Below are 19,201 nucleotides of genomic sequence, written 5' to 3' on the forward strand. Positions count from 1 at the left end.
CTTCTTCCCCTAAAATGTATTCGCAGGCACCAATTCAAAAGCGGCATCGTCTTGCAGGATGCTGTGCAGGGAGCCAATATGAGCGGCGCCTATAAGGAGGAGCATGCGTTTGGGCTTCTCTTTGAGTTGGGCGGTGGCCAGGTTGGAGTAAATCTTGTAGTCGCGGTTTTTGAACACCGAGGTAAGTTCGGCACCAATGTACTTAGGGTTCACAAAGGCTGTGTCTACCATGGCGTCTGGGTTTTTGAAGGTGCCGTTCACCACCCGGGCGGGCACAATGTACCGCACGCGGTAAACTAGGTTGTAGAGCGCGGGCTGGTTCAAGGCAACCTGATACTCTTTGAGGGAAAGTGTGCCATTCTGCAAGCCGGTGCTCAGTTTGCTTACTTCCTTACGCAAGGCGGCTATTTCATTGTGGTACAGTTCTATGTTTTCGCCGTTGGCGAGAATGCTTTGCGAGGTGCCGCCAGGGGCATTGGCGCACACAATGCGTTTCAGGTTCAGTTGTTTTCCCAGCCTGAAGGCAATCTGGTATACCTCGCTACGGCCATTCTCCAAGGTTTCCAGATTTAGTTTGTCTTGCCGGTAGAGCGCGTACAGGCTGTCTATCTCCTGCTGTCGCTCGGGCAGCACTTCCACCAGAATCATATCGGGCGCGAATTTGGCCGCCAAAGCGGTGAGTTCCTTCATGGCCTTCTGGCCCGATGGGGTGAGTACATCCGTATGCGGATTGTCTTTTCTGTAGATCTGGGCCAGATGGTCTGAGGCCATGACAGCAATTTTAGTTCTGCCGATTTGCGCGGCGGCAGAAAAGACTAACCCCAGGGCGAGGAGCGCGAAGAGAATGGTGAGGCGCATGGTAGATTGGTTTCCCATAATTACCATATTTTATTCGGTAACCCAAGCAAGCGGGAGGACAAACCTTGTTGGAGGCTGCTGCAGGAAAAGGAAGATCGCTTTCAGGCTCTTTTTCCAACAACACCCCAAAAACAAGAATCCCGCTCCAATATCTGAAGCGGGATTCTCTTTTCTGATGGTGGTGGTGATTGGTATTAAGCCGATGACACAAGGGTTTTCAGTCCTTTGCTCTGCTAACTGAAAAGTTCAGCGGCAGCTTTCTGGAGGCAGTTTCGTCAGTTATAGTGAAAGGTGCGTCCACAAATAAGGCAGTCTGGTGCTAATGTACATTCTTTAGCTTACTAACTATTACGGAGTATGCTATACAGTGCATCGTTGATATAGATGTTCTCCTTGCCAATTGTTCTCAAGGAAAGTACTCCTGTTTGCTGCAATGTTTTTAAGTACCTGGAAGCTGCTTTCCGTTCTACGCTCAAACCATTGGTGATGTATTCAATCTTTGTGTAAGGGTGCACAAAAAGCTGTTCTATCAGATCTTTGGAGTAAATCTTTGGCGCTTCTTGCTTTACCTTCTGCTGTATTTGTTCAAATAATAGGTGGATAGCGTTGATTTGCTCAATGGTTTTTCGGGCGGTTTTCTCCGTTGCTTGTAACATATATAGAATCCAAGCTTCCCAGTTCCCCGTTGTTCTTACCTCCTGCAGCAGCCGGTAATAAGCGGCCTTATGTGCAATGATGTAGCCGCTCAGGAAGAGAATAGGAATGTCCAGCTGTTGATGCAATATGAGGTAAAGCACGTTCAGAATTCTTCCTGTTCTTCCGTTGCCATCATAGAACGGATGGATACTCTCAAATTGATAATGCTGAATAGCCATTCTAATGAAAGGGGAGATATCCGCAGGTCCCTCATTAAGGTATTCCTCCAGGTTCCGCATCAGTTTTGTGAGTGCTTCTTTGTCATCGGGAGGAGTGTAAATAGTAGTTCCGGTGGCATCGTTTTTAAGGGCGGTGCCCGGTAGTTGGCGGATGCCAGCCTCATTTTCCTCCAGAATAGCCTGTATTCGGCAGATGCTGTTGGTGTTTAGGAATCCTCGTTCTTTTATTTCCCTGAACCCATGTAACAGCGCTTCGCGGTACCGCAGCACTTCTTTGGTAGCTGGATCTGGCTGTACCGATGTAGCTGCTATGGCTTGATAAAGCCTATCATGGGTGGTGATGATATTCTCTATCTCAGAACTGGCCTGAGCCTCTTTCAAGACAATAGCATTGATAAGAATTCCCTGGTTAGGTAATGTCTTAGCCAGTCCTTTCAACTCAGCCACTGCTACTGCCGCTTTGCTCTCTTGCTTTAAGATAGCAATAGACTCCATTTGCTCAACAGGAGGTGGTAACAAAGGCAAGTGGTTATAAGGCTTGTCTACTTCTAAATCCCTAATTACATCAGTCATGAGACAAAAATAACAAAAATGGTACACGTGTCAAGGTTCGTGTACCACAATGGTGCATGAACCTTGACACGTGTACCACGATGGTGCCGTTAGAAGATCAATGAAACTAGGCACTCCTTTCCTGGCAAAGTAGTAACTCCTCCTTTGAGCCTCCTTTCCCCAAAACACCCCCAAAACAAAAATCCCGCTCCAGTATCTGAAGCGGGATTCTCTTTTCTGCTGGTGGTGATGATTGGAATCGAACCAACGACACAAGGATTTTCAGTCCTTTGCTCTACCAACTGAGCTACATCACCAGCATCTTTTAGAACCTTTCCGGGAGGTGTTTCGCTGCCGTTCTGGTTAAAAAGTATGCAAATGTAAGGAGCCTGCGCGGATTTGCAAAACTTCTCGCAAAAAAATCTTTTATGCCCTTTTCAGAATACTTTGTTAAATTCGTTCGTAGTAGAAGCAGTTTCCATGTCTAAAACTTCCTTTCTGTGATCAGTAATATACTCTTTTTGTTGGTGGCGTTGGTAGGTATCGGCCTGTTTGTGTGGCAGATCCGTAAGATTGTGCGCAACATCAACATGGGTCGTGATAAGACCATCTCCGGTAATGTTTCAGAGCGCATCAATACCCTTTTGCTGGTCGCTTTTGGCCAACAAAAAATGTTTAAGCGGCCGCTTCCGGCGGTGTTGCACCTGTTCGTGTACATCGGATTCATCGTGATTAACGTGGAGTTGATTGAGATTCTGATTGACGGCGTCTTCGGGACGCACCGCATTCTGGGGGTGCTGGGGCCGGTGTACAGCGTGCTCATGGCCATCAACGAGGTGTTGGGGCTGCTGGTGATCATCGCCTGTGTGATCTTCCTGGCCCGTCGGAACCTGACCAAAGTGCCGCGCCTCACCCGCGGACCCGAGATGCGCGCCTGGCCGAAGATGGACGCGAACGTGATTCTGATTACCGAGATCGTGCTCATGCTAGCCTTGTTCGCCTTCAACATCGCCGACCAGAAACTGGCGCAATTGGGCGGACATCAGTTGCCGGGCGCTTTCCCGGTCAGTGGCCTGATGGTAGATTTGTTCGGGAGCGATGTGAACACCTTGCAGGTAATTGCCACTGTTGGCTGGTGGGTGCACATTGTAGGGATTCTGGCGTTCATGAACTACCTGCCCAGCTCCAAGCACTTCCACATCATCACCTCTTTCCCCAACGTGTACTACTCCAAGCTGGAACCGAAAGGCCAGTTCAGTAACGTGGAGAGCATCACGCACGAGATCAAAGCCATGCTGGACCCCAGCTACGTGGTGCCGCCCGCCCCAGAGGGAGCCGATCCGCAGAAATTTGGGGCCAAAGACGTGGAGGACCTCACCTGGAAGCAACTACTGGATTCGTACACCTGCACTGAGTGCGGCCGCTGTACCAGCGTGTGCCCGGCCAACCTTACCGGCAAGCTGCTCTCGCCCCGCAAGATTGTGATGGATACCCGTGACCGGATGGAGGAGAAAGGCGAGTCGCCGCTCATCTTTGACCCGGCCAAGTACACCGAGGAATCTGAACGGGTGAAAGCCACCGAGGAACGCACCTTGCTTCGCGGCTACGTGACCCCGGAGGAACTGTGGGCCTGCACCACCTGCAACGCCTGCGTGGAGTCCTGCCCCGTGAACATCAACCAGCTGTCTACCATCATTGACCTGCGCCGCTACTTGGTGCTGGAAGAATCGGCGGCGCCGGCCTCGTTGAACACCATGTTCAACAACATTGAGAACAACGGCGCGCCGTGGGCCTTCTCGCCGAGCGACCGTTTCAACTGGGCCGATGATTTGTACACCGGTTCCAAAAACTAGCCTCAAAACAGAATTAACCTAACGCCCATTAGTATTTGTGCGGCATGCCGAATAAATTAGCAGATGAGCACATGTTCTAATTAGCACCCTACCTGAGATGTCAGAGAAAAAACAGATACAAGTTCCTGTAATGGCCGATCTGGCTGCCCGTGGCGAAACCCCCGAAGTATTGTTCTGGGTGGGCTGCGCCGGCGCTTTTGACGACCGCTATAAAAACGTTACCCGCGCCTTCGTGCGCATTCTGGAGCACGTGGGCACCAAATACGCCGTGCTGGGCATGGAGGAAACCTGCACCGGTGATCCCGCCAAGCGCGCTGGCAACGAGTTCCTGTTCCAGATGCAGGCTATGACCAACATCGCCACGTTTGACGGCTATGGGGTGAAAACCATTGTGACCGCCTGCCCGCATTGCTTCAACACCATCAAGAACGAATACCCGGCCCTGGGCGGAAACTACGAGGTGATTCACCACTCCACGTTTTTGCAGAACCTCATCAACGAAGGCAAGGTGAAGATTGCCGGCGGCGGCGAGTTCAAAGGCAAGCGCATCACCTTCCATGACTCCTGTTACCTGGGCCGCGCCAACAACATCTACGAAGCGCCTCGCGAGGTATTGGCGGCCTTAGATGCTGATCTGGTGGAGATGAAACGCAGCCGCGCCAACGGTCTGTGCTGCGGTGCCGGAGGGGCCCAGATGTGGAAAGAACCGGAGCCGGGCAACAAAGACATCAACGTGGAGCGCGCCGAGGAAGCCATTGGCACCGGGGCTACCATCATTGCCTCTGCCTGCCCGTTCTGCATGACCATGATGGCCGATGGCGTGAAAAGCCAGAACAAAGAAGACTCTGTGCAGGTGTTTGACATCGCCGAACTCATCGCGCAAGCGGAGGGCATTAACGCCTAAGTTTGCGTAGCAAGTAGCACGTATCGCGTAGTAAGATTCTTTTGTTGCGTGTGCGTTTGTAAGCGCCAGAGGAAGTGGTGGTTAGTTATAACACCATCGCCTCGGGTTAAGGGGTAATGCGTACGACGTTACAGGGTAACGTCGCTACAAAATCTGGAAATGTAGCCTAGTTACCCTGTAACGAGGTGATGCAGCAGGGGAAAGCGTTTCAGGCTCGTTTTTCAGAAATCGGCCTCTAAACGGAAACTAGCCTTTCCGCCCTGGTGGGTGTTATCACCAACAAGCACAAGGCCGATAGAAGGTGTAGGGAGATAACCGTTTTGGGGCTGTTTTCAGGAAAACGGCGAGAAAACACAGAGGCTCGCTTGCGTCTTGCTACCTGATACCCGATACTTGCGTCTAGCTAAGTCTAATTAAAATTAGCATATTACAAAAAATGTACGTTCCTTTTGAACAATTACCGCCGTATAGCCGGGTGTGGGTGTACCAGATGAGCCGTCCGCTTACCGAAGAGGAAGAAGGGCGCATGAACCAGCTGTTACAGGATTTCGTAACGGAGTGGAGCAGCCACGGACGCGATTTACAGGCCTCGTTTAGCATCAAAGAACACCACTTTCTGTTTCTGGCCACCAATGAAGAAGTGGCCTCGGCCAGTGGGTGTTCCATCGATAAATCAGTCGCCTTCTTAAGGCAATTAGAGCAGGAGTTCAACGTTCAATTATTTGACCGTACTCAACTGGCTTTCAAGACGCAAGCGGGCGTGCAAACCGTTCCGATGACCGAAATGAAAGCCCAGGTAGCGGCCGGGGCTTTATCCCCGGACTCGCTTTATTTCGATACTTTGATTCCAACGGTGGGGGCGCTGCAGGAACAGTGGCCCAAACCGGCAAAAGATACTTGGCTGGCTCGGTATTTCCAGGGCCAATAACGCGTACGAATGCACATGATGCGACAGAACAGAACCCTTGTACTGGGAGTGGCCTTGTCTTTGGCGGTGACGGCTTGCGGACCTTTCCGTAGCTCCGTGCAAAAAGGCAATAAGAGCTTTGAGAAAGAAGAATACCAATTGGCCATTGACCACTACCAGGCGGCTTTGAAGAAAGGCCGCACCGGGGCAGAGGTGAATTTCAAGCTGGCCGAGGCGTACCGTCTGTCTAACCGCCTGCCCCAGGCCGAGGAGTTCTACAAAGCCGCATTAAGTGCCCGCAAGAGCGAGGAAAGCATGTTCCGGTACGGCATGGCCCTTAAAGCCAACGGCAAGTACGAAGAAGCCGCCACGCAGCTGCAGAGTTACCTGGCGGTAGCCTCCAACAAGAACTTCATCCGGTTGGCCCAGCGCGAGGTGGAGAACCTGAAACAGGTAGCCTCCATTGCCAATACCCCTACTTACAAGATCGTGAAACCGGTGCCGGCGGCCAATACCGCGGCCTCTGAGTTTTCGCCGGTCATTCTGAACAACGAGGTGATTTTCTCCTCTTCCCGCGAAGACATCAAATACAAAGGTAACGGCGAGGGCTTCCTGAACCTGTACGTAGTGCCCGTAGCCGATACCGGCAACACCGCCGCTCCTGTGCGGCCTTTCTCGGCGCAGCTGAACGCCCCCGAGGTGCACGATGCGTCTCCGGCGTTCACGAACGAAGGCCGCACCATGGTGTTCGCCCGGAGCAATACCGGCAAGAAGAACGGCACCGCCAACGTAGACCTCTATATCTCTCAATACAAGACCGGCGAGTGGTCTGAGCCCCGCCTGGCGAGTTTCAACGATCCGCTGGCCTGGGATTCCTCGCCGGCGTTTGCCCCCGATGGCCGCACCCTGTACTTCTCCTCTGACCGCCGCGGTGGCCAGGGCGGGCGCGATATCTGGAAAACCGTGCTGGACGAAGGCGGCCGTTTCTCCCGCCCCGAGAACCTGGGCTCCACCATCAATACGCCGGGCAATGAGTCGTTCCCGTACGTGGCCGCCGACGGTACGCTGTACATCGCCTCAGACGGGCACGCGGGTTTGGGTGGCTTGGATGTCTTCCGGATCAACGGCGACTCGGTGATCAACATGGGCCCGCCCATCAACTCTATCGGTGACGATTTTTCTATCCTGATCACCGGGCAGGACCAGGGCTTTTTCGCTTCTAACCGCGCCGGCGGGCAAGGCGGCGATGACCTGTATTCCTTCGTGAAACGCCAGCCCAAACTGGTCAACTTCTTCGTGGATGGCCGGGTGCTGGAGCGGAACGAGAAAACCAACGCCACCACGCCTATGCTGGGCACGCGGGTGACGCTGCAGAACGCCCAAGGCCAGAAAGTAGCCGATGCCACCTCAGATGCCAGCGGGAACTTCACCTTCAAATTGGATACCGCCAGCGTGTACTCGGTCATCGCGGAGCGGGCAGGTTATTTTGCGGCCCGACAGCCGGTCATCACGCAGGGCAAAACCCCGCCGCAGGACCAACTGACCAAACCTGTCACCGATATTCGGCTCACCACAACGCTCACGCTCTCCAAAATCGTGAAGAACAAAGCCATTGTGGTGGAGAACATCTTCTACGACTATGACAAAGCCAACATCCGTCCGGATGCCGCCGTGGAGCTGGACAAGTTGGTGCAGACCCTGGTGGATAACCCCACCATCACCATTGAGCTGAGTTCCCACACCGATAGCCGCGGTAAGGACATCTACAACCAGGACCTGTCGCAGCGCCGGGCCCAGAGTGCCGTAGATTACATCATCTCCAAAGGCATTGACGCCAGACGCATCACGGCCCGCGGTTATGGTGAGTCCAGGCCAGTGGTGCGCAACGCCAAAACCGAGGCCCAGCACCAGCAAAACCGCCGCACCGAGTTCAAGGTGACCCGCATTGACGAATAACCATAAGTGGAACCGCTGGCGCGAGCCTCTGGCTCGTGTCCGCAAGATAACTGATCCTCTTTTTCGTCTCAGCAACCACTAATCAGCAATGCGTGCGGACACGAGCCGGAGGCTCGCGCCAGCGACCACAGCCTGTGATCACTACTCAATTTGAAATACCAAAAGAAAAGCCTCCCAGAACCGGGAGGCTTTCTTATTTTTGCCTCATCAAAGACTAGAGCAGCGTTTTAGGGCTGTTTTGGCGAAATCAGCCCCCAAAGGGGATCTCACTTTACTTACGGCCACCATGGAAAACCGGTATCTGCAGCGCGGCGTCTCCGCCTCCAAAGAAGATGTGCACAATGCCATCAAGAACATTGACAAGGGCTTGTTCCCCAAGGCATTCTGCAAAATCATCCCGGATCTGCTGGTGGGGGACCCCGAGTTCTGCAACATCATGCACGCCGACGGGGCCGGCACCAAGTCAGCGCTGGCCTACCTGTACTGGCGCGAGACTGGCGATATTTCCGTCTGGAAAGGCATCGCCCAGGACGCCATTGTCATGAACACCGATGACCTGCTCTGCGTGGGGGCCACGGATAATATTTTGCTGTCTTCTACCATAGGCAGAAACAAGAACCTGGTACCCGGCGAGGTGATTGCCGCCATTATCAACGGTACCGAGGAAGTTTTGCAGATGCTCCGTGACAACGGCATCGGGATCTACAGCACCGGTGGCGAAACCGCCGATGTGGGCGATCTGGTGCGTACTATCATCGTGGACAGCACCGTGACCGCCCGCATGAAACGCAGCGAAGTCATCTCTAACCACACCATCCAACCCGGTGATGTGATTGTGGGCTTTTCTTCTTCGGGCCAGACCACCTACGAGAGCGAGTACAACGGCGGCATGGGCAGCAACGGTTTAACCTCGGCCCGTCATGATGTGTTCGCCAATTACCTGGCCAAGAGCTATCCTGAGAGCTTTGACCCCGCCGTTCCGTCTGACCTGGTGTACTCCGGCAACTGTAAACTCACCGATGTGAACGAGGAGACCGGCCTTACCGTGGGCAAACTGGTCTTGTCGCCTACCAGAACGTACGCGCCGCTGGTGCAGGCTATTTTGAAAGACTACCGCAGCCAATTGCACGGCATGGTGCATTGCAGCGGCGGAGCCCAGACCAAGGTGCTGCACTTCACCCAGAACGTTCATATCATCAAAGACAACCTGTTGCCGGTGCCGCCGCTGTTCAGGCTTATTCAGGAGCAGAGCAACACCAGCTGGCAGGAGATGTACAAAGTATTCAACATGGGCCACCGCCTGGAGCTGTACGTACCCGAGGCCATCGCGCAGGACCTGATCAGCATCAGCCGGTCGTTCAACCTGGATGCCCAGATCATTGGCCGGGTAGAGGCCAGCGAGAAAAATGAATTGACGATCCAGAGCCCCTACGGGCAGTATCACTACGAAGGCTAACCACCCGCCAGCGTAGCATCAGGGATTCCTCTCCTGTTTTAGGGCTGTTTTGTCAGAATCAGCCCCAAAACAGGAGAGGAATTCTGTTTTAAATATAGGTTTGGCATAATATTGGAATAAGGTCTTTTAGTCTCTTATCCTATACAATCATGAAACGTCTATATTTACTCGGTCTGTTTTTGCTCTTCTTGGTGCCGGTGCTGCCCGCCCAGCCCAAGCTGGATGCCGCTCTGCTGGTGGAAACCCGGCGCGGTGAATTCTTTCACTTGACCATTGGCGGCCGACTGATCAATGCGGCTCCTTTAACCAGGGTAGCGGTAGGTGACTTGCCGGCGGGTCGCCATATTCTGCACCTCCGGGTGTTGGGCCGGGGAAGGAGAGCCCAGAACATTACCGCTGAGATTGTGCTAAACAGCGGCTTTGAAAGTGTGTACGAACTGGTGCCTACCGTGCCCAATAGAACTTTCCCGCTGGTGTTGCGCAAAGTAGACGAGGTGCCTTTGGCCCGGGCGGTACCTCCCGCCACCGGAAACGAGAGCTGCCGGTACGTGATGGAAGGGGAGGATGTAGACCGCGTTCTCCGATTTATGAAAGACGAAGGCTTTGATGACCGTCGGCTGGAAATCGCCAAGGGCGAAATAAAATTGGCCGGAGGCATCATGAGTGATGACTTGTACCTGCTCATGAAAGCCCTCAGCTTTGAAGACCGACGGGTGGCACTGGCCAAATTCGCCTATGATTATGTGTGTGACCGCAACCGGTTCAGCCGCGTGCTAGACGCCCTGGAATTCAGCAGCAACCGCCGCGAGCTGCAGGACTTCCTGTATAAGATAAAGTAGACGCTGGAAGTTAGACGCTAGATTGTAGACATTAGATGTTTGACGATGTCTCTGCGTTTTCTGGCCTTTTCCGGAAAGAGGCCCATAAACAGAACGGCTCCGTTTAGAAAAACGGAGCCGTTCTGTTTATGGGCATGTATAGGGTATTGAAAAGCTTAACCTCAGGTAAGTAAATGTCTTATGTCAAACGTCTATGATCTAACATCTACTATCTAGCGTCTTCTACTGTTAACGTAGGCGGTCCATGGAGCGAACCAGGTCCTCGTCACGTTTGATGAAGCGGTTAGCCAGCACGTTCATCAGTAAGCCGAAGGCTGGCAGGTAAAAGCCCGTCAGGTATTCGCCTCTGGTTTGGGTTTTCACCAGGTCTTCGCCCACGTAAGAAGAGAAGTAGAAGGCGCAGAACATCAAGGCGGCCATCACCAGCGAGTTCAGCAAACCCAGTTTCATCTGGGTCAGGCGGCTTTTGTACTGGAAAATCTCATAGAGAGCAATCAGCGCGGCGGCACCCGCCAGAATCGCGATGAAGATGGTGTTGGTGGAGGCAGCGTCTGCCGCTCCGTTCACAGGGGCTAAAGAAAAAGCGGTTAAGGCGTATTCCTGGTTGTCAGCGGGGTTGGTCTTGGCCCAGATCGGCACGAAGAACATGGTCACCATGGCAACTACAATCAAAAACAGGAAAACGCTCTGGACTCTCTGTATCATATCGGTTTGGTTTCTATAACTTTTACAAAACTACATAAAACTTTTCTATCGCCTATACCTGCGCAGGGCACATTCGTTTGTGCCGGAAGGTGGTTTGGTAAGATGTTGAAGAAGAACGGCTTTGAATAGTTATAAACGTTCAGAGGGGTTTTCCACAGGCAAGTGTGCAAAGAAAATATTTTTACATCTGGGCAAAGAAACTAAATTGCCTCTGTTGGCATGAACGTTGCAAACCATAGCTATATCTAAACCCCCAGATTATGAAACGATTCGCACTATTCAGTTTAGTTGGGTTGCTGTTACTAGGAAGTGAAGCAGCCTGGGCAAAACCGGCCGAAACCAACTACCAAGTGGTTGTACGAGACAAAGAATCTGTCAAAGCTGAAAAGAAGCGAACCAAGCTACTGGCCAAAGCCGCCCGCCGCGATGAGAAATACCAGCAGGCCATGGCCAAGGCCAAAGCCAAATACGAGCGCGACCAGGCCAACCTGAAAGAGGAATACAACCGGCGGCAGCATCGGTTGAATGACCATTTCGCCAAGTCCAACAACAGCGCCTCCAGCTTTGAGCAGGAACTGGCCAAACTGAAAGTGGACTATGAAAACGACAAACAGGCCCTCCAGGAAAAATACGAACGCCAGCGCGACGCCCGTCAGGCCGCCTGGCAAGCCGAACGGAATGTGACCAACGGCAACAGCTTCGCCAACCCCTTTTAGATTTACAAAACGGCCTCTCTTTGGAGGCCGTTTCTTTGTTTAAAGCAGCTTTCCGCTTTGGGCCTGTTTTTTTTAAAAACAGGCCCAAAGCGGAAAGCTGCCCCAAGCGTTGTTGCCAAAGACATTGCCTGAGACTACGGGCGCAATTCCGTATCTTTGCCCCATGCGGTATTTTTTAGAAGTGGCGTATGACGGCACCCGGTTCCACGGGTGGCAGACGCAGCCCAATGCCCTCACGGTGCAGGAAGTGCTGGACGATTGCCTGCGGAAGGTGTTCAGGGTGGCCCAGGTGGAGACGGTAGGCAGCGGCCGCACCGATACCGGCGTGCACGCCACCCAGCAGTGGGTGCACGTGGAGTTGCCGCAGGTGCTGTCCGGCGATGAAATCCAGCATAAACTCAACCGAATTCTGCCGCCCGATATCGCGGTAGGTCAGGTGCTGCCCGTGGGGCCCGAGGCGCATACCCGCTTTGACGCCGTCTCCCGCACGTATGAATACCGCATCAGCCTGCAGAAGAACCCTTTTCTGGTCCGGCACGCCTATTACCTGTCCCGCAAACCCGATGTGGCCCGCATGAACGAGGCGGCGCAGGCGCTGCTGCAACTGGAAGATTTTACCACCTTCTCCAAAGTGAAAGGCGACACCAAGCACTACCGCTGCACCATCACCCAGGCATATTGGCGCGAGGAGGGAGACCAATTGATCTTTACCATCAAAGCCAACCGGTTTCTACGCGGCATGGTGCGTTTAGTGGTGGGCACGCTCCTGGATGTGGGCAAGGGCAAGCTAACCGTACGCCAGTTCCGGGAAGCCATAGAGCGGCAGGACCGCAAACTGGCCAGCGGCGCGGCTCCCGCCGAGGGGCTGTTCCTGCACCGCGTGGAATATCCTGAGGGGTACTTCGCGCAGCAGCTGGTTCTGTTTGAGGAGGCCGCCGCCTTGGTTCCACGGGAAAACGACTAACTTCTGACAGTCTTGTTTAGGGCCTGATTTCCAGAAAACAGGGAGAAAACAGGTTTCTTCCTCGCGCTGATCCAAACCCTCTTGCCATTGAGTTAGGGCGGTATCCTGTAGGGGCGCTGGAGGTAAGGGTCAGGCAACGAAGGAGGTGCCTTTTTCCGTGGTTTATTGCGTACTTTTGCAAAGGCAAAACAAAGGCCGTTTACTGGCCGTTTTACCAAATCTAGCCCCCAAACAGTTTGGGAAGGCGCTGGGCTGCACCTGCATCGGTTGGTTATCCGTTAGCAGATAGCAAAGCGGCACAGTTCATCATTAGCGACATCTGTATACATGAGTGAAATAGGAGGCAGCAAAACCGGGAGCGCGTTTGACTGGGAGGTGCTGCGGAAGATATTCCGGTTTGTGAAACCGTACCAGAAGGTATTCTATCTGGTGATTTTTTTAACGGTGGCCTCGGCGGTGCTGGCCACCATCCGGCCGTTCCTCATCCAGGAAATGGTGGACAAGCAGATTCTGCAGTATGACTGGCAAGGCGTGAACCGCATGTTCATCTGGCTCATTGTGCTGCTGGTGGCCCATACCGCGGTCTCGTACTTCCACACCTACTTTGCGGGGTGGCTGGGCCAGTACGTGGTGCGCGACATCCGGGTGAAACTCTACGAACACATCCTCAAACTGCGGCTCAAATTCTATGACCGCACGCCCATCGGGACGCTGGTGACCCGTAACGTGAGCGACGTGGAAACCCTTTCCGATGTGTTCTCCGAAGGCTTGGCGGCCATGATTGGTGATGTGCTGCAACTGCTTTTCATTCTGGGCTACATGTTCTGGATTGACTGGAAACTCACGCTGGTGAGCCTTTCCATGTTCCCGCTGCTCATCATCAGCACGTACATCTTCAAGGAGAAAGTGAAGGCCTCGTTCCAGGAGGTGCGCGGCGCGGTGGCCAAGCTCAACGCCTTTGTGCAGGAACACATCACGGGCATGATGGTGGTGCAGATCTTCAACAACGAGGAGCGCGAGATGAAGAAGTTCCAGGCCATCAACAAGGAGCACACCCGCGCCAACATTAAATCGGTGCTGTATTACTCCATCTATTTTCCGGTGGCCGAGGTCATCGGCGCAGCAGGAACGGGTCTGCTGGTGTGGTACGGAGCCAAAGGCGTGATCCAGGACACCGTGACGCTGGGCTCGCTCATCGCGTTCATCATGTACATCGCCATGTTCTTTCGGCCTATCCGGCAGATCGCCGATCGGTTCAATACCTTGCAATTGGGGGTGGTGAGTTCTGAGCGGATCATGAAACTGCTGGAAAGTCAGGAGATGATCTCAGACTCGGGCACCTACGCGCCCAAGGAAATGCGCGGTGATGTGCAGTTTGAGGATGTCTGGTTTGCCTACAACGATGAAAACTGGGTGCTCCGCGGCGTTTCCTTCGATGTGTACGCCGGCCAGACGGTAGCCTTGGTGGGCGCGACGGGAGCCGGTAAAACGTCCATCATCAACCTGCTCAGCCGCTTCTACGAGATCAACAAAGGCACCATTAGGGTAGACGGCCACGATGTGCGCGACTACGACCTGGATTTGCTGCGCCGCCAGATTGGCGTGGTGCTCCAGGATGTGTTCCTGTTCTCCGGCACCATCGCCGATAACATCAGCCTGGGCAACAAAGACATCACCGAGGACCAGATGTGGGAAGCCGCCCGCCTGGTAGGCGCCGATAAATTCATTGAGCGTTTGCCCGGCGGTCTGCACTACAACGTGATGGAGCGCGGCGCGACTTTGTCGGTAGGTCAGCGGCAGCTGATCTCGTTTGTGCGCGCCATGGTGTACAATCCCAAGATCATCATCCTGGACGAAGCTACCTCCAGCGTGGATTCTGAGACCGAGGAACTGATTCAGTTCGCCATCGGGCAGCTGATGCAGGGCCGGACTTCTATCGTGATCGCCCACCGCCTCTCCACCATCCAGAAAGCCGATAACATCATTGTGCTGGACCGCGGCGAGATCAAGGAAAGCGGCCGCCACGAGGAACTGATCCAGAGCGGCGGATACTACGCCCAACTCCACGAGATGCAGTACAAGAACTTCGTGTAACGGAATCTCTGTTTTGGGGCTGTTTCTATGAAAATAGCCCTGAAACGACATTTTACTTCCCAGGTAAGGCATTGTAACGTACGTGCCCTACCTTTGCCTGCTCTAAGAGCAACAAGATAGAACCAGATGCGCAACAAGTTTTTGATTTTCTTGGCGATAGTAGTGGGAGTGGGCTTGGTCATTTATACTTTCCTGGGCGGCTTTGCCGAGGTAAGAGTCTCCCAAACGGTCTCCACACCGCTCTTCATTGCCGGCCAGTACTATGAAGGCAACACCAACTCTGATGCATTGGGCCAGATTTACCAGCAAACCGGCAAAGCCGTGGAGCAGAAGCAGCTCACCGGCGATTTTGCGGGTATTTATTACAACAACCCCGGCAAGGATTCTAAAACCATTAAAGCCTTCATTGGGGTAGCCGTGCAGGACACCACGGGTGCTTTGCCCGCCGGGTTTACCATACGGGTGGTGCCGGCCGGTAGAAAGGTGCTGCGCGGAGAAGTGGACGCCAACATCATCATCGCCCCGAAACGCATTTACGGGGAGCTGTTTGACTACGCCAAGGAGCAGAACCTTACCCTGCGCGAGTTCTACGTAGAGCGCTTCCCCGAAGGCAAGCCCGCCGTCATTGAGGTAGAGCTGGCTGGTAAATAGCAGAGCTGCGTTTTAAGGCCGTTTTTCTGAATACAGCCCCAAAACGCAGCTCTGCGGAGAAAATTACTCAGCTGCCGTACGGCCTAAATATAGGGAGACGCCTAACGTCACACTGCTTAATCCAAGGTTCGCGTCAAAGGATTTGCTTTTGTATTCTGCACTTGATCCCTCTGATTCTGATTTTAATTGCGAGTAGCCAATGGTTCCCATCGTAAATTCCAACCCGATTTTATCGGTTGGGAAGAAAACAAACCCCGGAGATAGATTTACCCCGCCACCTTTGGAAGTGGAAGATAGGCCGGGGGCGTTGGGTGCATCCTCATACTCTGACTTGCCATATCTATAATAGGCATTTGCCTGACCAAAGAAAGCGGCTTTGCTTCCCAGCGCCTGGTAGACACGCACAAAGGGCCCTACATCATAGGAGCGTGATTTCTGGTCTAACGTAATTGATTCATATTGCCCATTTACGATAATGCCTACATTCTGAGGAGACGAGTAAGTCTCTAAACCGGCGGCAAGCCCAACTGCTACTCTGGGGCTTACAAAGAAGCCAATCTTGGGATAGAACGAAAATCTGCTGTTTTCTGAACCTGAGTTTGAAGAAATAGTACTTTCAGCCTTATAGGTAGAATAGCCAATAGATCCGGTAATAAGGGTTTTTCCAAAATCTTGAGCCTGTACTAAGACCGAGATACAGCAAAGAGAGAGAATAATCAACGTTTTTTTCATGGAGATTAAGTTATAGATTAATAAATAGGTGGCAGTGGGTTAACTGATAACGGGATTTAAATATAGGTCTTCTATATAGGATATTACAATTATATAAGAGCATCTAGGTAACGGAGGAAATTAGAATATATTTTGAAAAAGGTATATTAATGAAGAATTCTTAAAGGAGGCAAGCTTGAATCAAGGCAGAGGCAGAGAGGAGAGGGACGTAACTGTTTTTTCTGCAAAAAAAGAAGGACCAGCTTTCTGCGGCTGGTCCTTTCGTTTACGCGTGGCTTGCGCCTTATTTATTATAGATCATCCCCGTGTAGGGGTACAGTTTCGGTTAACTGCGGGTGTTCATGATCCGGAACGCTTCGGCTCTCGTGATCTCTTTTTTCAGCAGCAGCAGATTGTTCGTGTTCACTATCAGTAACTGAAACTGCTTTTTCAGGTCATGGTAGTAAATCAACATGGTTAAGTCTTCATAACCACGTCTGAAAATCTTGCGAGCTTGCGTCTTTAGATTATACAGTTCCAATTTAATTCGCCTCCATTTCTGCATCATATCCTCTACCTCCTCTCCTTCAAGAGTTTGTAGAGTAGTTATACTTGGAAATAGAGCCCCAGGTTACTGTATGAAAAGCAGAAGTAAATTGCATTCTTAATATTCTGGTTTCAGTTGATTATTCCGTAATTGCCTTATTTGGCGTATTTTGCTACTGTTTAAACTGATAAGTAGAGGTTTTGTTTAGGCTTTTTCTGAGTTTTATAAAAAAGATGCCCGCAATGGGAGGGAACTGCCCAGCCACGTTCAAGTTCTTTAAACTATTATAGCTTATCTGCTTTGGGATTCTCTAGTAAATACCTGATAAAGTGCAATTATTGGCCTGTTTATGAAGAACTAGGAGCGAAGTGGCGACATCGCGGAGAAAAGTACTGGAAATGGGCTGGCTATAACTGAGCGGGCAAAGAGCATGGCTAGAAAAGGAGCCTACTGGTGGCAGGTGAGTAGGGGATAGCCGCTGTGCAGAAAAGAGGGGAGAGGAAAGAAACCCAAGCACCAGTGCCATGGGCAGCGCAGTGCTTGGGGAGCTACTTCGTGAGTTAAATCAATTGTCTGAAAACGTATAACCGCAGAAGTTATAGATTTCAGCGAGCGGAGCTACTGGTGGCAGGGTTTGGTGCAGCACCAGCGGGGGGTTATGGGTGGAGACAAAACCCCAGCGGTTGCGGTTGCAGTAGTGCAACTCCTTGGGCAATTCCAGTTTACGGTGTTGTGCCATGATCTATTTCCTCCTAGTATAAAGATTGAAACATGGGGCCTTACCCCTACCTAAACACGTTACTTTTTCAAATTTATTCTAAAACCCAGGGTGAGCTCGTACATTTGTCTTCAACCGGGCGTACACCCAAGCTTTCAACCGGGCGTACACCCAAGCTTTCAACCGGGCGTACACCCAAGCTAATATTTCCATGAAAACTAAAACCGGACGGATACTGGCGGTCACACTCATTCTGGGGGTGGCATTGCTGCAGGTGCTCTCCCGTGAATTTGTGCCGGCTGCCGCATGGGCCAGCCTCGGGTTGGCGGTTGCCTTGTCCGGGGAACGGCCTCCCGCCGGGCAAAGGGCTCCCAAAACGCCCAGGCAGTTCCTGGTGCTGTTTTGCATCGTGTTGGCCCTGGGCCTGTTTGGGTTTCAGCTGTACCGCGATATCACCGACAAAGGGGCCAGCAGACTTCCCTCCACTACGCCGGTTCATGAGTAACATCGTTTAGAGGCAAGTTTGCCAAAACTGTGCCAGAAACGGGATCAAATGTGTTTGGTGAGGTTCCTGATTTTGCTGCGCAACTGATCCAGGTGGTTTTCCTGTTGCTTCTGTTTTTCTATCTCTTCCAGCTGGTGCAGCAGCGCCTGCATCTCGGCCAGGTACGCAGACCGATCTTTCTTCAGGCCGCTGGGCAGGGCGTGTTCTCCCTCTTTCCCTTCGGCTTTGAACACATTGCCTTCGCCGTAGATGACCCACCTGGAGTTAAGGTCTGGCAATTGCTTGAGCAACGCGACCAGATCATCCATGCAGTAATCTTCGCCTTGTAGAATACAGCCCACCACATCCGGAGGCGTTTGGGTCATCACGCTGAGTTGGTAGACATCCAGCTCTTTGATGCGCATGTAGAAATTGAGTCGGGCGCTGGTTTGCTGTAGATTTATGGCCATGTTCAGAATGTTTTAGAGATACGGGTAAACGGGTGCATCCAGATCTTTGTACCAAAGGGAAACCGTACGAGGAGAGCGATGTCAATCCAACTCCTCATACGCAATTCACCGGTTTTGTGTTAAAGCCGGTTTGGGCCGGCCAGAAAGCCTTGGGTGCGCCTGGTTGGGTTTAGGCCGTGTTTTCCCAAAACGGCCCGTAAACAGGATACAGGTCTCTCCAGTTTAATCACCGCCATGTTCTCTGCCTTGAGAGAACCATCAAAAACTACGGCACAAGAATCCTGGGCACAGGCAAAACCTTTGAGGAGAAAGTTGGTTCTTAACTAGCTGAAAATTAATTTAATTTATCCCAAACCCCAACGTTTTTGATTTGTTGCAGTATTGGACTTAAGTTTGGTAAAACAAGTTAAAAACAGAATTGCTTTAGTTTTGCTATATTTGCCGATTGTTTAAAGGAAAATAGTTAAGCCACTTCCCAAAGATATATTATTGCATGAAGACCCAGTTAGAGCCGTTGGATTTGATCATGTTGGTAGACGATGATGACACCACCAATTTCGTGAATAAACGCTTGCTGACGAAACTGGGAGCAGCGAAGGAGGTACTGATCAAGAAAAACGGAGCGGAGGCCCTGGAGTACCTCCAGAAATCAGCGCAGGAGGGTGTCGCGTACCCAGACCTTATTTTCCTGGACATCAAGATGCCGGTCATGGATGGGTTCAGCTTTCTGGACGAGTACCACAACCAGGCTTTGTTTGAGAACGGCAGCATGATCATCCTCATGCTCACTTCGTCGGCGAGTTTCTATGACCTGGAGCGCCTGAAAGGGTACACCTCGGTGAAAAAACACTTCTCCAAGGCATTGACGGAGAATGACGTGAAAGAGATTCTCATAGATTATTATCAGAAGCACTAAGTTAATTTAGTTCTTAAAACAGAAA

The 19,201-nt window shown here is 52.2% G+C and carries 19 protein-coding genes and 1 tRNA gene; 12 read left to right on the plus strand and 8 right to left on the minus strand.

Annotated elements, in window-relative coordinates:
- Positions 1-9: 9 nt before the first annotated feature.
- The 3 genes from H7U12_RS07790 to H7U12_RS07800 all read right to left on the minus strand — a co-directional run bounded on the left by H7U12_RS07790 (position 10) and on the right by H7U12_RS07800 (position 2,602).
- Positions 10-876 carry a DUF5694 domain-containing protein gene (locus H7U12_RS07790; RefSeq protein WP_186635519.1) on the minus strand — a complete coding sequence of 289 codons (867 nt, stop codon included), beginning with the start codon at positions 874-876 and terminating at the stop codon, positions 10-12.
- A 323-nt stretch (positions 877-1,199) separates the two neighbouring features.
- Positions 1,200-2,306, minus strand: coding sequence for a Fic family protein (locus tag H7U12_RS07795; RefSeq protein ID WP_186635521.1), 1,107 nt, complete (start codon positions 2,304-2,306; stop codon positions 1,200-1,202).
- A gap of 220 nt (positions 2,307-2,526) precedes the next feature.
- A tRNA-Phe gene (locus tag H7U12_RS07800) sits at positions 2,527-2,602 on the minus strand.
- A 183-nt stretch (positions 2,603-2,785) separates the two neighbouring features.
- On the opposite strand from H7U12_RS07800, the gene H7U12_RS07805 reads away from it, so the two are divergent.
- The 6 genes from H7U12_RS07805 to H7U12_RS07830 all read left to right on the plus strand — a co-directional run bounded on the left by H7U12_RS07805 (position 2,786) and on the right by H7U12_RS07830 (position 10,200).
- Entirely contained in the window at positions 2,786-4,138 is a 1,353-nt protein-coding gene (locus tag H7U12_RS07805) for a 4Fe-4S dicluster domain-containing protein (protein ID WP_186635524.1), read from the plus strand.
- Between the two features lie 97 nt (positions 4,139-4,235).
- On the plus strand, positions 4,236-5,042 hold the full coding sequence (locus tag H7U12_RS07810) for a (Fe-S)-binding protein (RefSeq protein ID WP_241749222.1): 807 nt from the start codon (positions 4,236-4,238) through the stop codon (positions 5,040-5,042).
- A gap of 436 nt (positions 5,043-5,478) precedes the next feature.
- Entirely contained in the window at positions 5,479-5,970 is a 492-nt protein-coding gene (locus H7U12_RS07815) for a hypothetical protein (protein ID WP_186635527.1), read from the plus strand.
- Positions 5,971-5,985: 15 nt separating this feature from the next.
- Entirely contained in the window at positions 5,986-7,905 is a 1,920-nt protein-coding gene (locus H7U12_RS07820) for an OmpA family protein (protein WP_241749223.1), read from the plus strand.
- Positions 7,906-8,191: 286 nt separating this feature from the next.
- On the plus strand, positions 8,192-9,361 hold the full coding sequence (locus tag H7U12_RS07825) for an AIR synthase related protein (protein ID WP_186635829.1): 1,170 nt from the start codon (positions 8,192-8,194) through the stop codon (positions 9,359-9,361).
- A gap of 149 nt (positions 9,362-9,510) precedes the next feature.
- Entirely contained in the window at positions 9,511-10,200 is a 690-nt protein-coding gene (locus tag H7U12_RS07830) for a DUF4476 domain-containing protein (RefSeq protein ID WP_186635530.1), read from the plus strand.
- Positions 10,201-10,428: 228 nt separating this feature from the next.
- Here H7U12_RS07830 and H7U12_RS07835 read toward each other — a convergent pair whose 3' ends face one another.
- Positions 10,429-10,905 (minus strand): DUF4293 domain-containing protein, encoded by a 477-nt coding sequence (locus H7U12_RS07835; protein WP_186635533.1) that lies wholly within the window; start codon positions 10,903-10,905, stop codon positions 10,429-10,431.
- 260 nt (positions 10,906-11,165) lie between these two features.
- Between H7U12_RS07835 and H7U12_RS07840 the strand changes: the two genes are divergently transcribed.
- The 4 genes from H7U12_RS07840 to H7U12_RS07855 all read left to right on the plus strand — a co-directional run bounded on the left by H7U12_RS07840 (position 11,166) and on the right by H7U12_RS07855 (position 15,330).
- Complete coding sequence (locus H7U12_RS07840; protein WP_186635536.1) at positions 11,166-11,621, plus strand: hypothetical protein; 456 nt, start codon at positions 11,166-11,168, stop codon at positions 11,619-11,621.
- Between the two features lie 163 nt (positions 11,622-11,784).
- Entirely contained in the window at positions 11,785-12,585 is an 801-nt protein-coding gene (gene truA, locus H7U12_RS07845) for a tRNA pseudouridine(38-40) synthase TruA (RefSeq protein ID WP_186635539.1), read from the plus strand.
- Positions 12,586-12,912: 327 nt separating this feature from the next.
- Entirely contained in the window at positions 12,913-14,679 is a 1,767-nt protein-coding gene (locus H7U12_RS07850; RefSeq protein WP_186635542.1) for an ABC transporter ATP-binding protein, read from the plus strand.
- Between the two features lie 126 nt (positions 14,680-14,805).
- Entirely contained in the window at positions 14,806-15,330 is a 525-nt protein-coding gene (locus tag H7U12_RS07855; RefSeq protein ID WP_186635545.1) for a GyrI-like domain-containing protein, read from the plus strand.
- 63 nt (positions 15,331-15,393) lie between these two features.
- Here H7U12_RS07855 and H7U12_RS07860 read toward each other — a convergent pair whose 3' ends face one another.
- The 3 genes from H7U12_RS07860 to H7U12_RS07865 form a co-directional block, all read right to left on the minus strand.
- Positions 15,394-16,062, minus strand: coding sequence for a hypothetical protein (locus H7U12_RS07860; protein ID WP_186635547.1), 669 nt, complete (start codon positions 16,060-16,062; stop codon positions 15,394-15,396).
- 325 nt (positions 16,063-16,387) lie between these two features.
- Positions 16,388-16,516: a hypothetical protein gene (locus H7U12_RS22795; RefSeq protein ID WP_255897315.1), complete on the minus strand. Its 129-nt coding sequence runs from the start codon at positions 16,514-16,516 to the stop codon at positions 16,388-16,390.
- Positions 16,517-17,153: 637 nt separating this feature from the next.
- Complete coding sequence (locus tag H7U12_RS07865; protein WP_186635550.1) at positions 17,154-17,327, minus strand: hypothetical protein; 174 nt, start codon at positions 17,325-17,327, stop codon at positions 17,154-17,156.
- A gap of 190 nt (positions 17,328-17,517) precedes the next feature.
- Here H7U12_RS07865 and H7U12_RS07870 point away from each other — a divergent pair, with 190 nt between their 5' ends.
- The gene (locus tag H7U12_RS07870; RefSeq protein WP_186635553.1) at positions 17,518-17,811 is read left to right on the plus strand and encodes a hypothetical protein; all 294 of its coding nucleotides are present in this window, start codon (positions 17,518-17,520) and stop codon (positions 17,809-17,811) included.
- 44 nt (positions 17,812-17,855) lie between these two features.
- Here H7U12_RS07870 and H7U12_RS07875 read toward each other — a convergent pair whose 3' ends face one another.
- Positions 17,856-18,260, minus strand: a complete 405-nt coding sequence (locus H7U12_RS07875) for a hypothetical protein (RefSeq protein WP_186635556.1) — start codon at positions 18,258-18,260, stop codon at positions 17,856-17,858.
- Positions 18,261-18,753: 493 nt separating this feature from the next.
- On the opposite strand from H7U12_RS07875, the gene H7U12_RS07880 reads away from it, so the two are divergent.
- Complete coding sequence (locus tag H7U12_RS07880; RefSeq protein WP_186635559.1) at positions 18,754-19,176, plus strand: response regulator; 423 nt, start codon at positions 18,754-18,756, stop codon at positions 19,174-19,176.
- Positions 19,177-19,201: the final 25 nt, after the last annotated feature.

The organism is Rufibacter sediminis, from assembly GCF_014269285.1.
GTDB lineage: Bacteria > Bacteroidota > Bacteroidia > Cytophagales > Hymenobacteraceae > Nibribacter > Nibribacter sediminis.